Origin of the sequence: Pseudomonas fulva NBRC 16637 = DSM 17717, assembly GCF_000730565.1 — a bacterium.
GTDB lineage: Bacteria > Pseudomonadota > Gammaproteobacteria > Pseudomonadales > Pseudomonadaceae > Aquipseudomonas > Aquipseudomonas fulva.
The window spans coordinates 287109-308572 of sequence record NZ_BBIQ01000002.1; the positions used below are offsets into that span (position 1 = coordinate 287109).

Consider the following 21464-nt stretch of genomic DNA (forward strand, 5'->3'; position numbering starts at 1 on the left):
CCGGAAATTTACGGATAATCTTGCGCTGGCTTCAGCTAAACGTATTTGACAAACGCCTACCGCGTTCGCATAGTTACCCAGCGCAAACGTTTGCTTTCCGATAAAAAAACAAGATTCGGAGTCATCGCCCATGAAACTGCCTTTCCCAGGCCGCTTGTTGGCCGCCGCTGTTCTTTCTTCTTTGACCATGGCCCTGCCACTGTCTGCTGCTCATGCCGAAGACAAACCCAAGGTGGCGCTGGTCATGAAGTCATTGGCCAATGAGTTTTTCCGCACCATGGAAGACGGCGCCAAGGCCTACCAGAAAACCCATGCAGACGAATTCGACCTGGTTGCCAACGGCATCAAGAATGAGACCGACACGGGCGAGCAGATCCGCATCGTCGAGCAGATGGTCAACGCCGGTGCCAAGGCGCTGGTGATCGCGCCGGCCGACTCCAAGGCATTGGTCTCAGCTGTGAAAAAGGCGATGGACCAGGGGGTGGTGGTGATCAACATCGACAACCGCCTTGACCCTGAACTGCTCAAGAGCAAAGGCATCAGCGTACCGTTCGTAGGCCCTGACAACCGCAAAGGCGCACGCCTGGTGGGCGAGTACCTGGCCAAGGAAAAACTCAAGGCGGGCGATCAGGTGGGCATCATCGAAGGCGTGCCGACCACGACCAATGCCCAGCAGCGTACCGCAGGCTTCAAGGATGCGATGGACGCTGCGCAAATCAAGATCGTCTCTACACAGAGCGGCAACTGGGAAATCGACAAGGGTAATGCCGTCGCTGCGTCCATGCTCAACGAATACCCTGAGCTCAAGGCATTGCTGGCGGGCAACGATAGCATGGCCTTGGGTGCAGTCTCGGCGGTACGAGCCGCTGGCAAGGCTGGCCAGGTGCAGGTTGTCGGTTACGACAACATCAATGCCATCAAGCCCATGATTGCCGATGGCCGCGTACTGGCAACGCTTGACCAGGCAGCTAGCCAGCAGGCTGTGTTCGGTATCCAGGCCGCGCTGAAAATGGTCAAGGGCGAGAAGCCCGATGTGGATGCCGATAACTTCATCCAGACCCCGGTCGAACTGATCACGAAGAAGCCTTGATGCTGCCAGGAGACACGGCGATGTCCGCATCGGTCTATGACGTGGTCCTGACTGCCCGCGGCCTCGGCAAGACGTACGCCCAGCCAGTGCTGGGCGAGGTGAGCCTGGAGCTGCGTGCTGGTGAGGTACTGGCCTTGACCGGCGAGAACGGCGCCGGCAAGAGCACCTTGTCCAAGTTGTTCAGCGGCCTGGAAACCCCCACTGCCGGGCACATGCTGTACCGTGGGCAGGCATATGCGCCGGTCAGTCGCAGCGAGGCCGAGCGCCTCGGCGTGCGCATGGTGATGCAGGAACTGAACCTGTTACCCACCCTGACCGTCGCAGAAAACCTGTTTCTGGACAACCTACCCAGCCGCTTCGGTTGGATCAGCCAGAAGCGCTTGCGCCAGATGGCTGTCGATGCCATGGCCCAGGTCGGGCTCGAGGCGATTGACCCCGATACACCGGTCGGAGAATTGGGCATCGGTCACCAGCAAATGGTCGAGATTGCCCGCAACCTGATCGGAGACTGCCACGTGCTGATCTTCGATGAGCCCACCGCCATGTTGACCGCCCGCGAGGTCGAGTTGCTGTTCACCCAGATCGAGCGCTTGCGCGCCCGGGGGGTGGCCATCGTTTATATCTCCCACCGGCTCGAAGAACTGCAGCGCGTCGCGCAACGCATCGTCGTGCTGCGCGACGGCAGGCTGGTATGCGACGAGCCGATCCAGCGCTACAGCAGCGCCGAGTTGGTCAACCTGATGGTTGGGCGTGAGCTGGGAGAACACATCGACCTGGGCCGCCGCTCCATCGGTGGTCCATTGCTCAGGGTGGACAAGCTCAGCCGGGGTGAGAAGGTGCGTGAGGTGTCCTTCGAAGTCCGTGCAGGGGAAATCTTCGGTATCTCCGGGCTGATCGGCGCGGGTCGTACCGAGCTTCTGCGGTTGATCTACGGCGCCGACCGCGCTGACAGCGGTAGCATCGCCCTTGGCCAGCCGCCGCTGCCTGTCACCATCGATTCGCCGAAGTCCGCCGTCAGCGCGGGTATTGCCCTGATCACTGAAGATCGCAAGGGCGAAGGCCTGTTGTTGAGCCAGTCGATCAGCGCCAACATCGCCCTGGGCAACCTGGGTGCTGTGTCGCGGGCCGGTGTCCTGGACCGCGGAGCCGAACGCGAACTGGCCGAGCGGCAAATACAGGCCATGCGCATTCGCAGTGCCGGCGCCGATCAGGTCGTTGGCGAGCTGTCGGGTGGTAATCAGCAGAAGGTGGTGATCGGCCGCTGGCTTGAGCGCGATTGCCAGGTCTTGCTGTTCGACGAGCCCACGCGCGGCATCGACGTCGGTGCCAAGTTCGATATCTACGGGTTGCTCGCCGAACTCGCGCGGCAGGGCAAGGCTTTGGTCGTGGTCTCCAGCGACCTGCGCGAGTTGATGCTGATCTGCGACCGCATCGCGGTCCTGTCTGCCGGTCGCTTGATCGACACCTTCGAACGTGACCACTGGACCCAGGACCAGTTGCTGGCGGCAGCCTTCGCCGGCTATCAGAAACGTGACGCACTGCTGCACCCTGCAGCCCCCAGGATGGACGCATGAAAACCACACCGCTCGAAAACCAAAGCGCTGCCCCGGCACGCCGCAGCGGCACCTACCTGGGCCTTGGTACTTACCTGGGCCTGGCCGGCGCTTTGCTGGCGATGATCGTGCTGTTCTCGATGCTGAGCAGCCATTTCTGGTCATACAGTACCTTCAGTACCCTGGCCAACCAGATACCTGACCTGATGGTATTGGCCGTGGGTATGACATTCGTGCTGATCATCGGCGGCATCGATTTGTCGGTCGGTTCGGTGCTGGCCCTGGCCGCATCGACTGTAAGCGTGGCGATCCTTGGCTGGGGCTGGAGCATCGTGCCGGCTGCACTGCTGGGCATGGCGGTAGCCGCATTGGCTGGCAGCGTTACCGGCGTCGTCACCGTGGCCTGGCGTATCCCTTCGTTCATCGTCTCGCTGGGGGTGCTGGAAATGGCTCGCGGCCTGGCCTACCAGTTCACCGATTCGCGCACGGCCTACATTGGTGATGCCTATGCCTGGTTTTCCAACCCGATAGCCTTCGGGATATCGCCCGCGTTCATCATCGCCTTGCTGGTGATCGTGATCGCTCACCTGGTACTCACCCGTACCATATTCGGGCGCTACCTGATCGGGATCGGCACCAACGAAGAGGCTGTGCGCCTGGCCGGTATCGACCCGCGTCCCTACAAGGTGCTGGTCTTCGCCCTGATGGGGCTGCTGGCTGGCCTGGCTGCGTTGTTTCAGGTGTCGCGCCTGGAAGCAGCCGACCCCAACGCGGGCTCCGGCCTGGAGTTGCAGGTGATTGCCGCTGTCGTGATCGGCGGTACCAGCCTGATGGGTGGGCGTGGCTCAGTCATCAGCACCTTTTTTGGCGTGCTCATCATTTCGGTGCTGGCGGCAGGCCTTGCGCAGATCGGGGCCAGTGAGCCGACCAAGCGCATCATTACCGGGGCTGTGATCGTTATTGCCGTGGTGCTCGACACTTATCGCAGCCGGCGCGCAGCCCGGCGGAACTGAACCATGGCAACCATCAAAGACGTCGCGGCGCTGGCGGGGATTTCTTACACCACAGTGTCCCATGTGTTGAATAAAACGCGACCGGTGAGCGAGCCTGTCCGGCTCAAAGTCGAGGCCGCCATTCGGGAACTGGACTACGTGCCCAGCGCCGTCGCGCGGTCGTTGAAGGCGCGCAGCACGGCCACCATCGGCTTGCTCGTGCCCAACAGCGTCAACCCTTACTTCGCCGAGCTGGCCCGAGGTATTGAAGACGCCTGCGAGCGCAATGGCTACTGCGTGATCCTGTGCAATTCCGACGACGATCCCCAAAAACAGCGCAACTACCTGCGCGTGCTGCTCGAAAAGCGCATCGATGGGCTGGTGGTCGGGTCGGTAGGGCAGGATGACGACTTGTTGCAAAGCCTTGCAGGGGTTCGCACACCCATGGTCATCGTGGACCGGGAGCTCGAAGGCGTCGACGCCGACCTGGTGCGCATCGATCACGAGCTGGGCGCCTACCTGGCTACGCGCCATCTATTGGAGCTTGGCCATCGGGATATTGCCTACATCGGTGGGCCAGCAGAAACCGGGGTGACGCAGATGCGCCTGCGCGGCTTTCGTCGGGCCTTGGCCGAGGCGGGCGTTACCGTGGCCGCTGAGCGTGTGCGCCACTGCGACTTCACGAGCCCCGGCGGCCACGCTGCAGCTGCCGAGCTGTTGGCAGGGGCGCGGCCGACGGCCATCTTCGCGGGCAACGACATGATCGGCTTCGGCGTATTGCGCGCAGCGGCCGAGCGCCACATTGACGTGCCGGGTGCGCTGTCGGTCATCGGCTTCGATGACATCGAGCTGAGCCGCTACGTCTACCCACCTTTGACCACAGTGGGGCAGTCGATCCGCGAGCTTGGCGAGAGCGCTGCGGCACTGCTGCTGGCGCGTATCGCTCAGCCCTGCAACAGCGCATCGCAGCAGCGCATCGTCACCCCGCGCATCGTTCTGCGCGAGTCCACCGGGCCGCGCCCGGACCTGTTCAACGATTACCGCTAAGGAAACAACATGAGTGCCAAGGTCGTGGTAGTCGGCAGCCTCAACATGGACCTGGTGGCGCGCGCCCAACGCTTGCCACGGCCTGGCGAGACACTGGCCGGCGATACCTTCTTCACCGCCGCCGGAGGCAAGGGGGCCAACCAGGCCGTGGCGGTCGCGCGGCTGGGCGCCAGCGCGGCAATGATTGGCTGCGTAGGCGATGACGCCTACGGCCCGCAATTGCGCAATGCCCTGAAAGTAGAAGGCATTGACTGCCAGGGCGTGGTCACCTGCACCGGCGTGTCCACAGGGGTGGCGATGATCACCGTGGATGCGGCCAGCCAGAACTGCATCGTGATCGTGCCTGGGGGCAACGGGTTGCTGGTGCCAGACGCCGTAGCGCGCTTCGACGGCCTGCTGCAGGCGGCGCAGGTGATCATCTGCCAACTTGAAGTGCCATTGGCTACCGTGGCCTGGACGTTGGCCAGGGGTCGTCAGCTCGGCAAGCGGGTGATACTCAATCCGGCGCCGGCAACGGGGCCGCTGCCCGCCGAATGGTTCAGCCATGTCGATTACCTGACGCCCAACGAAAGCGAGGCCGAGGCGCTGACCGGTGTTGCTGTGCACGATCAGGCCAGCGCTTTATTGGCGGGCGCGCGCCTGCTGGCGCTGGGAGCTGGCAAGGTGATCATCACCCTCGGCGCACAAGGTGCCTTGTTGGTCACGCCCGCTGGCCACCAGCATTATCCAGCACCCGTGGTGCAAGCCTTGGACACCACTGCCGCAGGGGACACCTTCATCGGAGGCTTTGCGGCGGGGCTGGTGCAGGGCCTGGAGGAGGGCGAGGCAATCCGCTTCGGGCAACGGGCTGCTGCCCTGTCGGTGACCCGCGCCGGCGCGCAACCTTCCATTCCCAGGCTCGCGGAGCTACTGCCATGAAGAAGACTCCCTTGCTGAACATTGCACTGTCCCGGACCATTGCCAGCATGGGCCATGGCGACATCCTGATCATCGGCGATGCCGGGTTACCCGTACCGCCCGGCGTCGAGCTGATCGACTTGGCCGTCACCCCGGGGCTGCCTGATTTCGCCAGTGTGCTGCGTTGTGTGCTGAGCGAACTGCAGGTCGAGCGTCACCTGTTGGCCGAAGAAATACAAACCGTGGCGCCGCCGGCTTTTGCAGAAATCGAGCGCCTGAAGGGCACGCTGGGCGAGCGTGAATACATGCCCCATGAAGCATTCAAGCTACTGTCGCGTAAGGCGCGGGCCATGGTACGCACGGGTGAGTGCCAGCCCTACAGCAATATCGCCCTGGTGTCTGGCGTAACGTTCTGACACTGACGGTTTCCTACTCGTTATCCACTGGCAACAGGAGTGCCTCGTCATGCTAAAACCCCTGCTTCAAGGACTCGCTTTCATGGCCGCAGCGTCTGCCGTACAAGCGGCACCCATCGACTTGATCATCGACACCGATCCGGGGGCTGACGATCTGGTTGCACTCTTTCTGGCCATGGCTTCGCCTGATGAGCTTAAGATTCGTGCCATCACGACAGTTGCCGGCAACGTGCGTCTGAAGAAGACCGCCCGTAACGCCCGTCTTGCCCGCGAATGGGCAGGCCGTGAGGATATTCCGGTGTACGCCGGTGCGGGTCGCCCCTTGGTGCGCGCCCCCATTTACGCGGCCGAAGTGCATGGTGAAGAAGGTGTCACCGGGGTAGAGGTACATGAACCCAAGCAGCCTTTGGCGAGCGGCAACGCTGTTCAGTACCTGGTCGACACGCTAGATACCGCCCCGCCACACAGCGTGACGCTGGCCATGCTTGGGCCACAGACCAACCTGGCGCTGGCCTTGATCCAGCGCCCGGAGATCGCCAAGGGCATCAAGGAAGTGGTGGTGATGGGCGGGGCTCATTTCAACGGTGGCAATATCACACCTGCGGCCGAGTTCAACCTGTATGCCGACCCACACGCGGCTGCCGTGGTACTGGCAAGTGGCGTACCGTTGACCTACCTGCCCCTGGACGTTACCCACAAGCTGCTGACCAGCGACGCACGGCTCAAGCAACTGGCCGGCGTCAACACACAGGCCAGCAAGCGTGTGGTGGACATCCTCAATGCCTACATCACCCATGACATGGCGTTATACGGAATGCCCGGTGGCCCGGTGCATGACGCCAGCGTCATCGCCTATCTGCTCAAACCCCACCAGTTCAGCGGCCGGCGGATCCACATGACGATCGACACCCGCGAGGGGCCGACCTTCGGCCAGACAGTGGCAGACTGGTACGGGGTGCTCAAGCAACCGGCCAATGTCATGTGGGTAGAGGAGGGGGATGCCCAGGGGCTGTTCGACCTGCTTAGCGAGCGGCTGGCGCGTTTGAAGTAGCAAGGCGTGGCGCATACCGTTCGACCACCTGGTCGATGAAGCCGCGCGCTGCCTCTGCGCCGCGGTCGCGTACCAGGAGGTCGATGGCGATGAGCAGCAACTCCTCCGGGGTGCTGGGGCTATAGGCGCTTTGCCCCTCCGCCCATTTGACCTTGATGTCGGCATCGATGCTGTGGGTGCTCATGAAAAGCTCTCGCTTGCGGCGCGGGATGAAAGAACGAACGTCCAAACCTGGCATTCGTAGCAGGCACTATGCCTTCACTTCTTAAAGTAAATCATGACTTTGCAGGCCAAACCAAGCGGCGTGTGGGCCGGGCGGTAAAATTCGGTCACGATTGTGTCCCCCATCAGCCGCCCTGATGGTGCAGACTTGGCCAGTTTTGCAACGAATTTAAGGTGAGGCTGTCGGATCAGGCAGTTCCCAAATGATCTAGGAGGCTTCATGTTACGTACCCGTGCTTATCTGGCGACCCTGGCGGTGGCTGCTGTCCTGGCGGGCTGCAGCACTGGTGGAGACTCCAGTGGCGGCCAAGTGCCTGAGGCACCTGCGGGCAATGATGGACGCTGCCAGGCCAGCGGCGCTGATTTTGCAGTGGGCAAGATGGGGAGCGCAGAGCTGCTGGAGCAGGCCCGCAAGGCGAGCGGTTCGCAAATGGCGCGCATCCTCAAGCCCCACGATGTGGTGACCCTGGAATACCGCTCAGAGCGGCTCAACTTGAACGTCGACGAGCAAGGGCGCGTGACACGCGTCAACTGCGGCTAAAGATCTAACTCACGTATCGAGGGCGCCTGTGCCCTGTACGTGAGCCGTCAAAGCCAAGTCAAAAAAAACCCGCCACGAGGGCGGGTTTTTTTACGGCTATCCGAATTACTCCGGACGAACCTGCGCAGCCTGCATGCCCTTCTGGCCGCGCTCGGCGACGAAGGAAACAGTTTGGCCTTCTTTCAGGCTCTTGAAGCCGTCAGATTCGATGGCTTTGAAGTGAACGAACAGGTCGTCGCCGCCGCCTGCTGGGGTGATGAAGCCGAAGCCTTTCTCATCATTGAACCACTTGACGGTGCCTTGTTGGCGATTGGACATGGGTGAATCTCCAGAACATTTAGTATTTTCGGTGGTGCAATGTGGCCGAAGCTACGGAGCACGGGTACATCATAGTCTAATTCTGCGGCTGTCGCGTCTTTTACCTTCACCCCAGTGTGATCCAGCGCAATTTCTTGCCGGATCACCGGCAGCTACACAGCGTCAGCTTTTAGGTGCGCAGGCCTGTTTCACGACGCTTTGCGCCTTTTGCATGAGTTTGGCGTCAACGCCATCCTTGCTGTCGAGGTCGGCAATTTCAGCGTCGGAGAAATTCTTCTTGATCGCTTTTGCACCACAGTCGCAGTGCTTTTTCGCTGCGGCGGCATCAACGCCCTGACCAGTGGCAACTTGCGTGCACTGGGCCATATAGGCATTTTCCTTGCCGGCAGGGAAGTTGCCAGCGTTCGCGGCCATTGGCATCAGCAGGGCGCCAGCGGCCGCAAGGGCCAGAAGAGACGGAACTCGCATAACCGATTACTCCTTGGGTCAGTTCTCATCAAGAGCAGGTTGCTTCCACACGTCTGATAGGGAAGCTGTCGCGGAAGTTCACCGCCGGCGGCAATTTCCAAATATTCCTGCGCACGGCTCTGACTGCGTGCTAGCATGCCCGGCTTGCAGCTGACAACGTCCACGCTGCTGTTCTATTTTCTTTCCAGTCACTCTGGTTCGTCCCCGCAAGCCCAAAGGCTTCTGCCACTGTGAGGCAGGCTTCCCGTCAAACGGAAGGCAGGTTCGGATCTTGTACTGGCTCATCCCAACCCACGTGACCTTTGGTAGGGGTCACCACTAGGAGAGGAGGCGCCAATGCCCACCATTACTCTTCCCGATGGCAGCCAGCGTTCGTTCGATCACCCCGTGTCCGTTGCCGAGGTCGCCGCATCCATCGGCGCCGGTCTGGCCAAGGCCACCGTTGCCGGCAAGGTAGACGGCAAGCTGGTCGACGCGTGCGACCTGATTCAGAACGACGCTACGCTGCAGATCATCACCCCCAAAGATGAAGAGGGACTGGAGATCATTCGTCACTCGTGCGCCCACCTGGTTGGCCACGCGGTGAAGCAGCTGTATCCGACCGCCAAGATGGTGATCGGCCCTGTGATCGACGAAGGCTTCTATTACGATATCGCTTACGAGCGGCCCTTCACGCCGGATGACCTGGCGGCCATCGAGAAGCGCATGCAGCAGTTGATCGACACGGACTACGACGTCATCAAGAAGATGACTCCGCGCGCTGAAGTCATCGACGTGTTCACCGCCCGTGGCGAAGACTACAAGCTGCGCCTGGTCGAGGACATGCCGAACGAGCAGGCCATGGGCCTGTACTATCACGAAGAATACGTGGACATGTGCCGCGGCCCGCACGTGCCCAACACCCGTTTCCTCAAGGCATTCAAGCTGACCAAGCTGTCCGGCGCCTACTGGCGTGGCGATGCCAAGAACGAACAGTTGCAGCGCGTATACGGCACTGCCTGGGCGGACAAGAAGCAGCTGGCGGCCTACATCCAGCGCATCGAAGAAGCCGAGAAGCGCGACCATCGCAAGATCGGCAAGCAGCTCGACCTGTTCCATTTGCAGGAAGAAGCACCGGGCATGGTGTTCTGGCACGCTAACGGCTGGACTGTCTACCAAGTGCTCGAGCAGTACATGCGTAATGTCCAGCGCGAGAACGGTTATCAGGAAATCAAGACCCCGCAAGTGGTCGACCGCATCCTGTGGGAGCGTTCGGGCCACTGGTCCAACTACGCCGAGAACATGTTCACCACGTCGTCGGAGAGCCGTGACTACGCAGTCAAGCCAATGAACTGCCCGTGCCACGTGCAGGTCTTCAACCAAGGGCTCAAGAGCTACCGCGACCTGCCGCTGCGCCTGGCCGAGTTTGGCGCGTGCCACCGCAACGAGCCATCTGGCGCCCTGCACGGCATCATGCGTGTGCGCGGCTTCGTACAGGACGATGCCCACATCTTCTGCACCGAAGAGCAGGTAAAGAAAGAAGCGGCCGACTTCATCAAGCTGACCCTGGATGTGTACAAGGACTTCGGCTTCAGCGACATCGCCATGAAGTTGTCCACCCGTCCGGCCAAGCGTGTTGGCTCCGAAGAGCTGTGGGACCGTGCCGAGGGCGCGTTGGCCGATGCCCTGAACGAATCTGGCCTGGAGTGGGAATACCAGCCGGGCGAGGGCGCCTTCTATGGGCCGAAGATCGAGTTCACCCTGCGTGACTGCCTCGGCCGTAACTGGCAGTGCGGCACCCTGCAGTACGACCCGAACCTGCCGGAGCGTCTGGACGCCAGCTACATCGCCGAAGACAACAGCCGCGTGCGCCCGGTCATGCTGCACCGCGCCATTCTGGGTTCGTTCGAGCGCTTCATCGGCATGCTGATCGAGCACTACGCCGGCGTGTTCCCTGCCTGGCTGGCGCCGACGCAGGCGGTGATCATGAATATCACCGACAAACAGGCCGATTTTGCCCTTGAAGTTGAGAAAACTCTGAACGGTAGCGGTTTCCGTGCCAAGTCGGACTTGAGAAATGAGAAGATCGGCTTTAAAATCCGTGAGCATACTTTGCTCAAGGTCCCGTACCTTTTGGTTATAGGGGACCGCGAAGTCGAAACGCAGACCGTAGCAGTGCGTACTCGCGAAGGCGCTGACCTGGGCTCCATGCCCGTCGCCCAGTTCGCTGAGCTCCTGACGCAAGCGGTTTCCCGGCGTGGTCGCCAAACAACGGAGTAATGACTATTAAGCGTGAAATGAGAAATGATAAACGTGCTGTACCGAAGGCCCCGATCAACGAGAATATCTCGGCCCGCGAGGTTCGGTTAATTGGCGCAGACGGCGAGCAGGTTGGCATCGTCTCGATTGATGAAGCGCTTCGTATCGCTGAAGAAGCGAAGCTGGATCTGGTGGAAATCTCTGCAGACGCGCTTCCGCCCGTCTGCAAGGTGATGGACTACGGCAAGCACCTCTTCGAGAAGAAGAAGCAGGCCAACGAAGCCAAGAAAAACCAGAAACAGATCCAGATTAAAGAAATCAAGTTTCGTCCAGGGACGGAAGAAGGGGATTACCAGGTAAAACTACGCAACCTGGTACGTTTCCTTACCGAAGGGGACAAGGCCAAGATCTCTCTGAGATTCCGTGGTCGTGAGATGGCCCACCAGGAGCTGGGCATGGAGCTGTTGAAGCGGGTTGAAGCTGACCTGATCGAATACGGTTCCGTCGAGCAGCATCCTAAGATGGAAGGACGCCAGCTTATGATGGTCATCGCCCCCAAAAAGAAGAAGTAATCTCCCGGGCACGGCAGGCCTGATGATTATTGTGTAATTTTTATCGAATGCGGAGTTCCAACATGCCAAAAATGAAAACCAAGAGCGGTGCTGCGAAGCGCTTCCTGAAGACCGCTTCGGGCTTCAAGCACAAGCACGCTTTCAAAAGCCACATCCTGACCAAAATGTCGACCAAGCGTAAGCGTCAACTGCGCGGTGCCAGCTTGCTGCACCCGTCCGACGTGGCAAAAGTCGAGCGCATGCTGCGCGTACGTTAATTCTGGTTAAGATAGAGGAAGTTACTCATGGCTCGTGTTAAGCGTGGCGTCATCGCCCGTAAGCGTCACAAGAAAATTCTGAAACTGGCTAAAGGTTACTACGGTGCACGTTCGCGCGTATTCCGTGTTGCCAAGCAAGCGGTCATCAAGGCAGGCCAATACGCCTACCGCGACCGTCGCCAGAAGAAGCGTCAGTTCCGCGCACTGTGGATCGCTCGTATCAACGCCGGTGCCCGCACCAATGGTCTGTCCTACAGCCGTTTGATTGCTGGCCTGAAAAAGGCTTCGATCGAAATCGACCGTAAGGTTCTGGCCGATCTGGCAGTGAACGAAAAAGCGGCGTTTGCTGCGATTGTCGAGAAAGCTAAAGCCGTTCTGGCTTAAGTACCCGCGACAATCACCCGGCGACGCTTGCGTCGCCGGGCATTGAACGTCATCGATAGGGGAAGAGCCTTCAAAGCTCTTCCCCTATTTTCGTATCTGGAGTCTGTACATGGAAAACCTGGATGCGCTGGTCTCCCAAGCCCTGGAGGCCGTGGAGCGCGCTGAAGACATCAATGCCCTGGAACAGATCCGGGTCAACTATCTCGGCAAGAAGGGCGAGCTGACCCAGGTGATGAAGACCCTGGGCAACCTGCCAGCCGAGGAGCGGCCCAAAGTGGGCGCGCTGATCAACGACGCCAAAGAGCGCGTCACCGTTGTGCTGAACGCACGCAAGGCAGCCTTCGAAGAAGCCGAGCTCAGCGCTCGCCTGGCTGCCGAATGCATTGATGTGACCCTGCCAGGCCGTGGCCAGGCCACCGGTGGCTTGCACCCCATCACCCGTACACTCGAACGCATCGAACAGTTCTTCACGCACATTGGCTACGGCATTGCCGAAGGTCCTGAAGTCGAAGACGACTATCACAACTTCGAAGCGCTCAACATCCCGGGCCACCATCCGGCCCGGGCGATGCACGATACCTTCTATTTCAACGCCAACATGCTGCTGCGTACCCACACATCGCCGGTGCAGGTACGGACCATGGAGTCCACCCAGCCACCCATTCGCATTGTATGCCCTGGCCGCGTTTACCGCTGCGACTCGGATATCACTCACTCGCCGATGTTCCACCAGGTCGAAGGCTTGCTGATTGACCGCGGCATCAATTTCGCCGACCTCAAGGGCACCATCGAAGAATTTCTGCGTGTGTTCTTCGAAAAAGAACTGGCGGTGCGTTTCCGTCCATCGTTCTTCCCCTTCACCGAGCCGTCTGCTGAGGTGGATATCCAGTGCGTCATGTGCTCGGGCAATGGCTGCCGGGTATGCAAGCAGACCGGCTGGTTGGAAGTGATGGGCTGCGGCATGGTGCACCCGAACGTGCTGCGCATGTCGGGCATCGATCCTGAAGAATTCCAGGGCTTTGCCTTCGGCATGGGCGCCGAGCGCCTGGCCATGCTGCGCTATGGCGTCAATGATCTGCGTTTGTTCTTCGACAACGACCTGCGGTTCTTAGCCCAATTCCGCTAAGCCAATCGACGCAACCTTCAGGAGAAGAACAGCATGAAATTCAGTGAACAGTGGCTGCGCGGTTGGGTAAACCCGCAAGTCTCCCGTGACGAACTGGTGGCCCGCCTGTCCATGGCCGGCCTGGAAGTCGACAGCGTAACCCCTGCTGCTGGCCAGTTCAGCGGCATCGTGGTGGGTGAAATCCTTGCCACCGAACAACACCCGGACGCCGACAAGCTGCGTGTGTGCCAGGTCAGCAATGGTCAGGAAACGTTCCAGGTCGTGTGCGGCGCGCCTAACGCACGGCCAGGGATCAAGATCCCGTTTGCCATGATCGGCGCCGAACTGCCTGGCGACTTCAAGATCAAGAAGGCCAAGCTGCGCGGTGTGGAGTCCTTCGGCATGCTCTGCTCGGCGGCGGAATTGCAGATCAGTGAAGAAAACGACGGTCTGCTCGAACTGGCCAGCGATGCGCCGGTAGGCGAGGACATTCGCCAGTACCTGAGTCTGGATGATGCCAGTATCGAAATCGGACTTACCCCCAACCGGGGTGATTGCCTGTCGATCGCTGGCCTGGCCCGCGACGTCAGCGCGCTATACGACGTACCGGTTACCCGCCCGCTGGTACCCGCCGTGGCTGCCGCGCACGACGAAGTACGCCCGGTCGAGGTCCAAGCGCCGGCTGCCTGCCCACGTTACCTGGGTCGGGTGATCCGCAACGTTGACCTGAGCAAGCCGACGCCGCTTTGGATGGTCGAGCGTCTGCGCCGCAGCGACGTGCGCAGCATCGACGCTGCCGTAGATATCACCAACTACGTGATGCTCGAACTCGGCCAGCCGATGCACGCTTTTGACCTGGCAGAGATCAACGGCGGCATTCGCGTGCGCATGGCCGAAGAGGACGAAAAACTCGTCCTGCTAGACGGCCAGGAAGTTGCACTGCATGCCGACACCCTGGTCATCGCCGACCACACCCGCGCCCTGGCCATCGCCGGCGTCATGGGCGGCGAGCACAGCGGCGTCGATACTGCCAAAACCCGCGATCTGTTCCTGGAAAGCGCGTTCTTCGAGCCGATTTCCGTCGCAGGCAAAGCCCGCTCCTACGGCCTGCACACGGATGCCTCGCACCGTTACGAGCGCGGCGTCGATTCCCAGTTGGCCCGTGAAGCCATGGAGCGTGCGACCGCGTTGCTACTGGAAGTGGTAGGCGGTGAAGCCGGCCCCATCGTCGAAGCCGTCAGCGAACAACACCTGCCCAGCATCGCCCCGGTTACCTTGCGTGCCGAGCGCATCGCCCAGATGCTTGGCATGGAAATGGACCCGGCCCAGGTCGAGCAGTTGCTCAACAACCTTGGTCTGGCTACCGAGGCGGACGGGGCAGGGCAGTGGACGGTCAACGTTCCGAGCCACCGCTTCGATATCAGCCTTGAAGTCGACCTGATCGAAGAGCTCGCGCGACTGTACGGTTACAACAACTTGCCCGTGCGTTACCCGCAGGCACGCCTGGCGCCGCAAGCCCGTCCGGAAACCCGTGGCGAGCTGCCGAACCTGCGTCGTCTGCTGGTTGCTCGTGGTTATCAGGAAGCCATTACCTACAGCTTCATCGATCCCAAACTGTTCGAGTTGTTCAGCCCAGGCGTAGAGCCACTGTTGCTGGCCAACCCCATCTCCAGCGACATGGCGGCCATGCGTGCCTCCTTGTGGCCGGGCCTGGTCAAGGCAGTGCAGCACAACCTCAATCGCCAGCAGGACCGGGTGCGCTTGTTCGAAAGTGGCCTGCGTTTCGTTGGCCAACTGGGCAACTTGGCGCAGGAGCCGATGATTGCCGGCGTCGTTACGGGCAGCCGCTTGCCTGAAGGCTGGGCCAATGGCCGTGACACCATCGACTTCTTCGACGTGAAGGCCGATGTGGAAGCCTTGTTGGGTCATTCCGGCGCGTTGGACGATTTCACCTTCGTCGCTGGCAAGCATCCAGCCTTGCACCCTGGTCAGACGGCTGAAATCCAGCGTGAAGGCAAGGTTGTTGGCTATTTGGGCGCGCTTCATCCCGAGCTTGCAAAAGCCCTGGACCTGGACCGTCAAGTCTTCGTTTTCGAGTTGGTGCTGGCCGATGTGGTCGAAGGCCGGTTGCCGAAATTCAGCGAGCTGTCCAAGTTCCCGGAAACTCGTCGTGACCTGGCGTTGATCGCAGGACGTGATGTAGCGTCTCAAGACGTACTTGACGTAATTCGTGACAATGCAGGCGAATGGCTCACAGACCTCAGGCTGTTTGATGTCTACCAGGGTAAAGGCATTGATCCTGATAGAAAAAGCCTGGCAGTCGGCTTGACCTGGCAGCATCCATCGCGCACTCTTAACGACGATGAGGTGAACACTACCTTGCACACTATCCTCACCTCGCTCGAACAAAGGTTGAACACCACGTTAAGGAAATAACGGCATGGGTGCTCTGACGAAAGCTGAGATGGCCGAGAGGCTGTACGAGGAGCTGGGGCTTAACAAGCGTGAGGCCAAGGAGCTGGTCGAGCTGTTTTTCGAAGAAATTCGGCACGCACTTGAAGAGAACGAGCAGGTCAAGTTGTCCGGTTTCGGCAACTTCGACCTTCGCGATAAACGCCAACGGCCGGGCCGCAACCCCAAGACTGGGGAAGAAATCCCGATCACCGCACGGCGCGTCGTCACCTTTCGTCCAGGGCAGAAGTTGAAGGCCCGGGTTGAGGCCTATGCTGGAACCAAGCCATAACGACGAACTGCCCCCCATACCGGGCAAACGGTACTTCACCATTGGTGAAGTGAGCGAACTTTGCGCTGTAAAACCGCACGTGCTGCGGTATTGGGAGCAGGAGTTCGATCAGCTCAATCCTGTGAAGCGGCGGGGCAATCGGCGTTATTATCAGCGCCAAGACGTGCTGATGATCCGCCAGATCCGCGCATTGCTTTACGACCAGGGCTTCACCATCGGCGGGGCGCGCTTGCGGCTTTCCAGTGATGAGGCCAAGGATGAGTCGAGCCAGTACAAACAGCTGATTCGTCAGATGATTGTGGAGCTGGAAGATGTGCTGGTGGTGTTGAAGAAGTGACCGTTGTTTAAGATGAGTGGAAATTTTTGAAAAAAAGCTTCCATTAATCAAAAGGTTAGGGTATCTTCTTCATCGTTCTCAGCGGTAACGAGAACATGCTTCAAACCGAGTCGGGGCGTAGCGCAGCCCGGTAGCGCACTTGCATGGGGTGCAAGGGGTCGAGTGTTCGAATCACTCCGTCCCGACCATTATATTCAATGACTTAGGCCATTTCCGAAAGGGGTGGCCTTTTTCATGTCCGTGACTTTTGCGTGACTTCTCAGGGTGTTACGCATGGTTCCTCTTCAACCTGCTCAGCCTTGGCCAACCAGTCCCTGGCTGGAACTTTGTTTGCCGCCTCAATGAGTTGGCTGATCTCCGTGCCCGGAGAGTAACTGGTCACGCTGCCATTCTTGTGTCCTAAGACGGCTTGCGGTCTTCTTTGGTTAACCCTGCAGCCTTCAGGCGCCGACCTAAAGTGTGCTCGAAATTGTGAATCCTGATCGAGGCCTAGACTACAGTGCTGCGCTCGTCGGCAGCGGTCAGCGCTATCAGCCAAGCGTGCCAGCGTGGCTGGAAGATGACTCGGTCATTGCCGTCTCGGCAATGACCCTGCCTGAGCGTCGCTGAATACAGGGCAACACCGAGCTGGCTGACTCAAACTTTGACTGATGCTGCGTGGCGAATGGGCGCTGGCGGGTGGGGCTGCATGCCGCCCCGACCGGTTTTCAGTGAGTGGCAGCAGGCTTGAGCCTGTCTTTGCAGAGGGCGCCGTACGCATCATCGATCGGCTTGGCATCTGGGCTGCCGAGATCTTCCATCGCCAAGCGGTATGTCTCAGGCGCGACATAGGCGGCTAAGGCACAGATGCAGGTGATGAAAAACGCCGACCCCCCCACAATAAGCCAGATGTTGTCCGAGCCCGGTGGTGCAATGGCAGCAAAGATGGCTGGCAGCATGGCGGTGCACATGGTGCTGACGTTCTGTGCGATGGCCATGGCCGAGACGCGGTAGCGCGTGTTGAACAGCTCCGGGAAGAAGCTTGGGAAAACTGCATTGTAGCCTTGGTAGACCATACCCCACATGAGGATCGAAGCGGCAAAGGCCAGCGGCACGCTCTGGATACTGATCGCATACAGATAACCGAAAGCCAGCAGCCCCGAGCCCAGACAGCCAGTGATCATGATCGGACGCCGGCCGATCTTGTCAGACAGGCTACCAACGAACGGGATCAAGAGCACTGCGACGATGTTGCCCACTACTGGGATCCACAGGTAGACGCTTTGGTCAAAACCAATGCCGTAGGCCGGCTGAACTGCATAGGCTGCGCCGAACACCGTCGCAACCACCGGAATGACGTTCATCAGCGCCATGAACACGACCAGCACCATGTGCTTCCAGCTGTACTTGAAGGCTTCTTTGACGGGCGAGCGGGCGATCTTGTCTACCTGTTCGCCCTCGACGAAGGCCGGGGTCTCATGGACCTCCTTGCGGATGATGAAACCGGCTACCAGCACGAATGCGCTGAGCAGGAAAGGAATGCGCCAGCCCCAATCGCTGAACGCTTCGCTTGGCATGAAGTAGGCCAGTGGCAGGAACACCGCAGCAGCCATTATCTGACCGGCCTGAACCCCCTGCAAGGTGAAGCTGGCGTAGTAACCTCGCCGTCCGAAGGGCGCATGTTCCATGATCATGGCGCTAGCACCGGAGATTTCACCAGCGACTGCAAAGCCCTGAACCAGGCGCAGCAGCGCAAGAACAATTGGGGCAATGATGCCAATGTCGTGGTAAGTGGGCAGCAGGCCTACGGCCATGGTCGAAATACCCATCAGAAACATGCACAGCAGCAAAACGTTTTTGCGACCGCGGGTATCGCCCCAGTGACCGAGGACAACCGCACCCACGGGACGGGCCAGGTAACCGACGCCATAAGTTGCCAGCGACGCGATGATGGCCATCGTGGGGTCCATCGAAGGGAAGAACAACTGCGGGAAGATCAGAGCTGCGGCTTGGGCGTAGATAAAAAAGTCATAGTACTCGAGGGCCGAGCCTATCCACCCACTGGCGGTCGCTTTCTTAGCTTGGGAGCTGGAGTGAGCCATTGTTGTCTCCGTTGTTCTTGTTATTGAACTTGTTAGGTCGTGACGCTGGGCTTGTAGGTCAGGATCTGCTGAGCGTTCGCAGGGCAGTGAAATGCTCGAATGATCTGTAACTGGATCCATGTTCAACCAGGCGTGAGCGGCGAATCAATTCGATAAACCCGCTTTCGTTCGGTAATCGAACGAAAACTAACCATTTCGTACAAAACCCATTGATGGCGTGACTTTACCCGCGAATAATCGAGTGCGCCAAGCGCCTGCAAGGGTTCGTTGGCTGATGCCTTTCAAATAAAGGGAACCCCAGCATGCAGCGTTCGATTGCCACCGTATCCTTGAGCGGCACTCTGCCGGAGAAACTCGAAGCCATCGCCGCAGCCGGCTTTGACGGCGTCGAGATTTTTGAAAATGACCTGCTCTACTACGCCGGTAGCCCGCGCGAGATCCGTCAGATGTGCGCCGATCTAGGCATCGCCATCACCCTGTTCCAGCCATTTCGCGATTTCGAAGGCTGTCGCCGCGAGCGTCTACAGAAAAACCTCGAGCGCGCCGAACGCAAATTCGACCTGATGCAGGAATTAGGCACTGATCTGATGCTGGTGTGCAGCAACAGTCAGGCGGACGCACTGGGCGATGGGCAGCTTCTGGTCGACGACCTGCGGCTGCTGGCCGAACGCGCCGGTGTCCGCGGCCTGCGTATTGGCTATGAAGCGTTGGCCTGGGGCCGGCACGTCAATACCTACCAGCAGGGCTGGAACCTGGTCCGCCAGGCCGATCATCCGGGGCTGGGCGTGATCCTCGACAGCTTCCATACCTTGTCACTGCGGGGCGACCCGAGCGCTATCCGTCAGATTCCAGGCGACAAGATTTTCTTCGTGCAAATGGCGGATGCACCCATCCTGGCCATGGATGTACTGGAGTGGAGCCGTCATTTCCGCTGCTTCCCAGGGCAGGGCGAGATGGACCTGGCGGGCTTTCTCGCACCGATTCTGCAAACCGGCTACCGCGGGCCGTTGTCGCTGGAAATCTTCAACGATGGCTTTCGCGCCGCACCTACCCGGCAGATTGCCGCCGATGGACTGCGTTCACTCCTGTATCTGGAAGAAAAGACGCGCCTGCAATTGCAGCACGAAGCCCAGCGGATCGAGCCTGGGGTACTGTTTGACCCAGCCCCCGCCAGTGCCTACGACGGTGTAGAATTCCTTGAGTTTGCCGTCGATGAGTCAGTCGGTGCACGTCTGGGTGGTTGGCTCGAGCGTCTGGGTTTTGTCGAAGCCGGCGCTCACCGCAGCAAGGGTGTTCGACTGCTGCGTCAAGGCGATATCAACATCGTGCTCAACGCTGAGCCCTATTCATTTGCACACAACTTCTTCGAAGCCCATGGTCCCTCGTTGTGCGCCATCGCACTACGGGTCAAGGACGCTCAGGCCGCCTTGCAGCGCGCTACCGCCTACGGTGGTCAGCCGTTCCGTGGCCTGGTCGGGCCCAACGAACGCGAGATCCCGGCCGTGCGTTCGCCGGATGGCAGCCTGATCTACTTGGTCGAGCAGGCAGGTGCCGGGCATACCATCTACGACAGCGATTTCCGCCTGGATGCCGCCCCCGACGCTGGCGGCGGCCTGCAACGCATTGATCACATGGCCCTGGCCATTCCGGCCGAATCGCTGGACAGCTGGGTGCTGTTCTACAAGAGCCTGTTCGACTTCGAGGCCGACGACGAAGTGGTCTTGCCCGATCCCTATGGCCTGGTCAAGAGCCGTGCCTTGCGCAGCCAATGCTCCACACTGCGCCTGCCACTGAACATTTCCGAGAATCGCAACACCGCAATTGCTCACGCGCTGTCAAGCTACCGTGGTTCGGGAGTGCACCACATCGCCTTTGACTGTGCCGACATCTTTGGCGAGGTGGCGCGGGCGAAAAACGCTGGCGTGCCGCTGCTGGAGATCCCGTTGAATTATTACGATGACCTCGCGGCCAGGTTTGATTTCGACGACGAATTCCTTAGCGAACTGGCTTACTACAATGTGCTGTACGACCGTGATGCGCAGGGTGGCGAGCTGTTCCATGTGTATACCGAGCCCTTCGAGAAGCGTTTCTTCTTCGAAATCATTCAGCGCAAGGGTGGGTATGCCGGTTATGGCGCTGCCAATGTTGCGGTCCGCCTGGCGGCCATGGCCAAAGCCCGCAGCGGGGCCCCGCGCAAACCGGTGTTGTAAGGCAGATGCCGGCCCTGGGCCGGCGCCCCTGTGACAAAACCTGACCGGTGCCACCCTCCGCGCGCTTCCCTGCGTCGCACCAGTGACGGATAATCCCACCCATTCCAATAATCAGGCTGTGAGTGGGTATGAATGATTCCGTAGTCAGCCTTGGCGAGCCTGCCTCCGACGGGGGCCGTAAATCGCGCAAGAACAACCCGGAGAAGACCCGCGAGGATATCCTTCAGGCCGCAATTGGCGAGTTCGTCCAGCAGGGCCTGGCCGGTGCCCGCGTCGACGCCATCGCCGAGCGTACCGCTGCTTCCAAGCGCATGATCTATTACTATTTTGGCAGCAAGGAGCAGCTCTACGTCGAGTGCCTGGTCAAGCTTTATGGCGACATTCGCAAGACCGAGCACAGCCTGGATCTGGAGTCATTGCCGCCGGAGCAGGCCATCCGCCGACTGGTGGAGTTCACCTTCGATCACCATGATCACAACGTCGACTTCGTGCGTATCGTCTCGACCGAAAATATCCACTATGGCGAATACGTCAAGCAATCACCGGTGATCCGCGAGATGAGCAGCGTGGTGTTGAAGACGCTCGGCCGCTCGCTGGAACGCGGCGTTGCCGAGGGCGTTTTTCGCGCGGGTATCGAAGTCATCGACCTGCATATGCTGATGAGCTCGTTCTGCTTCTATCGGGTCTCCAACCGACACACCTTCGGTGAGATCTTCCAGATCGATATGACCGACGAGCAGATCAAGCAGCGCCACAAACAGATGATCGGCGACGTGGTGCTGCGCTATATCCAGGCATGAAAGAGACGGCACGTGCTGTACCTGCCCAATGACCGCAAAACGCCTGATCGTCATTGAGCAGCCAAAGCGTGATGCCCTTGCTGGGCTGATCCACGGCGAATGCATCGAAGCGGTCCGGCAAGGGCATCAGCACGGTGCGGCG

The 21464-nt window shown here is 59.9% G+C and carries 22 protein-coding genes, 1 tRNA gene and 1 pseudogene; 19 read left to right on the plus strand and 5 right to left on the minus strand.

Going from position 1 to position 21464, the window contains the following annotated elements; translation table 11 throughout:
• Positions 1-130 precede the first annotated feature (130 nt).
• The 7 genes from PFU01S_RS03925 to PFU01S_RS03955 are packed head-to-tail and all read left to right on the plus strand — an operon-like array spanning position 131 to position 7046.
• A complete protein-coding gene (locus PFU01S_RS03925) occupies positions 131-1090 on the plus strand; it encodes a sugar ABC transporter substrate-binding protein (RefSeq protein WP_028686427.1) in 960 nt (319 codons plus the stop codon).
• Between the two features lie 20 nt (positions 1091-1110).
• Complete coding sequence (locus tag PFU01S_RS03930) at positions 1111-2664, plus strand: sugar ABC transporter ATP-binding protein (protein ID WP_028686426.1); 1554 nt, start codon at positions 1111-1113, stop codon at positions 2662-2664.
• The gene (locus tag PFU01S_RS03935; protein WP_028686425.1) at positions 2661-3656 is read left to right on the plus strand and encodes an ABC transporter permease; all 996 of its coding nucleotides are present in this window, start codon (positions 2661-2663) and stop codon (positions 3654-3656) included. Before PFU01S_RS03930 ends, PFU01S_RS03935 begins: the two co-directional genes overlap by 4 nt.
• Before the next feature lie 3 nt (positions 3657-3659).
• Positions 3660-4682, plus strand: coding sequence for a LacI family DNA-binding transcriptional regulator (locus tag PFU01S_RS03940; protein ID WP_027916085.1), 1023 nt, complete (start codon positions 3660-3662; stop codon positions 4680-4682).
• Positions 4683-4691: 9 nt separating this feature from the next.
• Complete coding sequence (gene rbsK / locus PFU01S_RS03945; protein WP_028686424.1) at positions 4692-5600, plus strand: ribokinase; 909 nt, start codon at positions 4692-4694, stop codon at positions 5598-5600.
• On the plus strand, positions 5597-5995 hold the full coding sequence (gene rbsD / locus PFU01S_RS03950) for a D-ribose pyranase (RefSeq protein ID WP_027916083.1): 399 nt from the start codon (positions 5597-5599) through the stop codon (positions 5993-5995). The genes rbsK and rbsD overlap by 4 nt, the downstream gene beginning before the upstream one ends.
• Before the next feature lie 49 nt (positions 5996-6044).
• Positions 6045-7046: a nucleoside hydrolase gene (locus tag PFU01S_RS03955; RefSeq protein ID WP_028686423.1), complete on the plus strand. Its 1002-nt coding sequence runs from the start codon at positions 6045-6047 to the stop codon at positions 7044-7046.
• On the opposite strand, the gene PFU01S_RS03960 is transcribed toward PFU01S_RS03955, so the two are convergent.
• Positions 7018-7230, minus strand: coding sequence for a hypothetical protein (locus PFU01S_RS03960; RefSeq protein WP_027916081.1), 213 nt, complete (start codon positions 7228-7230; stop codon positions 7018-7020). The two genes, PFU01S_RS03955 and PFU01S_RS03960, sit on opposite strands and share 29 nt — an antisense overlap.
• A gap of 258 nt (positions 7231-7488) precedes the next feature.
• Between PFU01S_RS03960 and PFU01S_RS03965 the strand changes: the two genes are divergently transcribed.
• Positions 7489-7809 carry an I78 family peptidase inhibitor gene (locus PFU01S_RS03965; RefSeq protein ID WP_027916080.1) on the plus strand — a complete coding sequence of 107 codons (321 nt, stop codon included), beginning with the start codon at positions 7489-7491 and terminating at the stop codon, positions 7807-7809.
• A 105-nt stretch (positions 7810-7914) separates the two neighbouring features.
• Here the strand turns inward: PFU01S_RS03965 and PFU01S_RS03970 are convergent, their stop codons facing one another.
• Both PFU01S_RS03970 and PFU01S_RS03975 read right to left on the minus strand, forming a co-directional pair.
• Complete coding sequence (locus tag PFU01S_RS03970) at positions 7915-8127, minus strand: cold-shock protein (protein ID WP_027916079.1); 213 nt, start codon at positions 8125-8127, stop codon at positions 7915-7917.
• 162 nt (positions 8128-8289) lie between these two features.
• Positions 8290-8595, minus strand: coding sequence for a hypothetical protein (locus PFU01S_RS03975; protein ID WP_028686422.1), 306 nt, complete (start codon positions 8593-8595; stop codon positions 8290-8292).
• Between the two features lie 336 nt (positions 8596-8931).
• Here PFU01S_RS03975 and thrS point away from each other — a divergent pair, with 336 nt between their 5' ends.
• From thrS to PFU01S_RS04020, 9 genes are all read left to right on the plus strand, one after another.
• Positions 8932-10854 carry a threonine--tRNA ligase gene (gene thrS / locus PFU01S_RS03980; protein ID WP_027916077.1) on the plus strand — a complete coding sequence of 641 codons (1923 nt, stop codon included), beginning with the start codon at positions 8932-8934 and terminating at the stop codon, positions 10852-10854.
• Positions 10854-11405 (plus strand): translation initiation factor IF-3, encoded by a 552-nt coding sequence (infC, locus tag PFU01S_RS03985; RefSeq protein WP_173645890.1) that lies wholly within the window; start codon positions 10854-10856, stop codon positions 11403-11405. The genes thrS and infC overlap by 1 nt, the downstream gene beginning before the upstream one ends.
• A 62-nt stretch (positions 11406-11467) precedes the next feature.
• Positions 11468-11662, plus strand: a complete 195-nt coding sequence (gene rpmI / locus PFU01S_RS03990; RefSeq protein WP_003250667.1) for a 50S ribosomal protein L35 — start codon at positions 11468-11470, stop codon at positions 11660-11662.
• Between the two features lie 27 nt (positions 11663-11689).
• Positions 11690-12046: a 50S ribosomal protein L20 gene (rplT, locus tag PFU01S_RS03995; RefSeq protein WP_003250671.1), complete on the plus strand. Its 357-nt coding sequence runs from the start codon at positions 11690-11692 to the stop codon at positions 12044-12046.
• A gap of 109 nt (positions 12047-12155) precedes the next feature.
• Positions 12156-13172 (plus strand): phenylalanine--tRNA ligase subunit alpha, encoded by a 1017-nt coding sequence (gene pheS, locus PFU01S_RS04000; protein ID WP_027916075.1) that lies wholly within the window; start codon positions 12156-12158, stop codon positions 13170-13172.
• Between the two features lie 33 nt (positions 13173-13205).
• Positions 13206-15587: a phenylalanine--tRNA ligase subunit beta gene (gene pheT / locus PFU01S_RS04005; protein WP_028686421.1), complete on the plus strand. Its 2382-nt coding sequence runs from the start codon at positions 13206-13208 to the stop codon at positions 15585-15587.
• 4 nt (positions 15588-15591) lie between these two features.
• Positions 15592-15894, plus strand: coding sequence for an integration host factor subunit alpha (gene ihfA, locus PFU01S_RS04010; protein ID WP_003250679.1), 303 nt, complete (start codon positions 15592-15594; stop codon positions 15892-15894).
• Positions 15875-16231 carry a MerR family transcriptional regulator gene (locus PFU01S_RS04015; RefSeq protein WP_003250681.1) on the plus strand — a complete coding sequence of 119 codons (357 nt, stop codon included), beginning with the start codon at positions 15875-15877 and terminating at the stop codon, positions 16229-16231. Before ihfA ends, PFU01S_RS04015 begins: the two co-directional genes overlap by 20 nt.
• Positions 16232-16342: 111 nt before the next feature.
• Positions 16343-16419, plus strand: a tRNA-Pro gene (locus PFU01S_RS04020).
• Positions 16420-16490: 71 nt separating this feature from the next.
• On the opposite strand, the pseudogene PFU01S_RS22565 reads toward PFU01S_RS04020, so the two are convergent.
• Positions 16491-16720, minus strand: a pseudogene (locus PFU01S_RS22565) (hypothetical protein); the annotation flags it as partial.
• Positions 16721-16938: 218 nt separating this feature from the next.
• Complete coding sequence (locus tag PFU01S_RS04025; protein WP_028686420.1) at positions 16939-18312, minus strand: MFS transporter; 1374 nt, start codon at positions 18310-18312, stop codon at positions 16939-16941.
• A gap of 302 nt (positions 18313-18614) precedes the next feature.
• Here PFU01S_RS04025 and quiC point away from each other — a divergent pair, with 302 nt between their 5' ends.
• The gene (gene quiC / locus PFU01S_RS04030) at positions 18615-20522 is read left to right on the plus strand and encodes a 3-dehydroshikimate dehydratase QuiC (protein ID WP_028686419.1); all 1908 of its coding nucleotides are present in this window, start codon (positions 18615-18617) and stop codon (positions 20520-20522) included.
• 128 nt (positions 20523-20650) lie between these two features.
• A complete protein-coding gene (locus tag PFU01S_RS04035) occupies positions 20651-21322 on the plus strand; it encodes a TetR/AcrR family transcriptional regulator (RefSeq protein ID WP_027916070.1) in 672 nt (223 codons plus the stop codon).
• Positions 21323-21464: the final 142 nt, after the last annotated feature.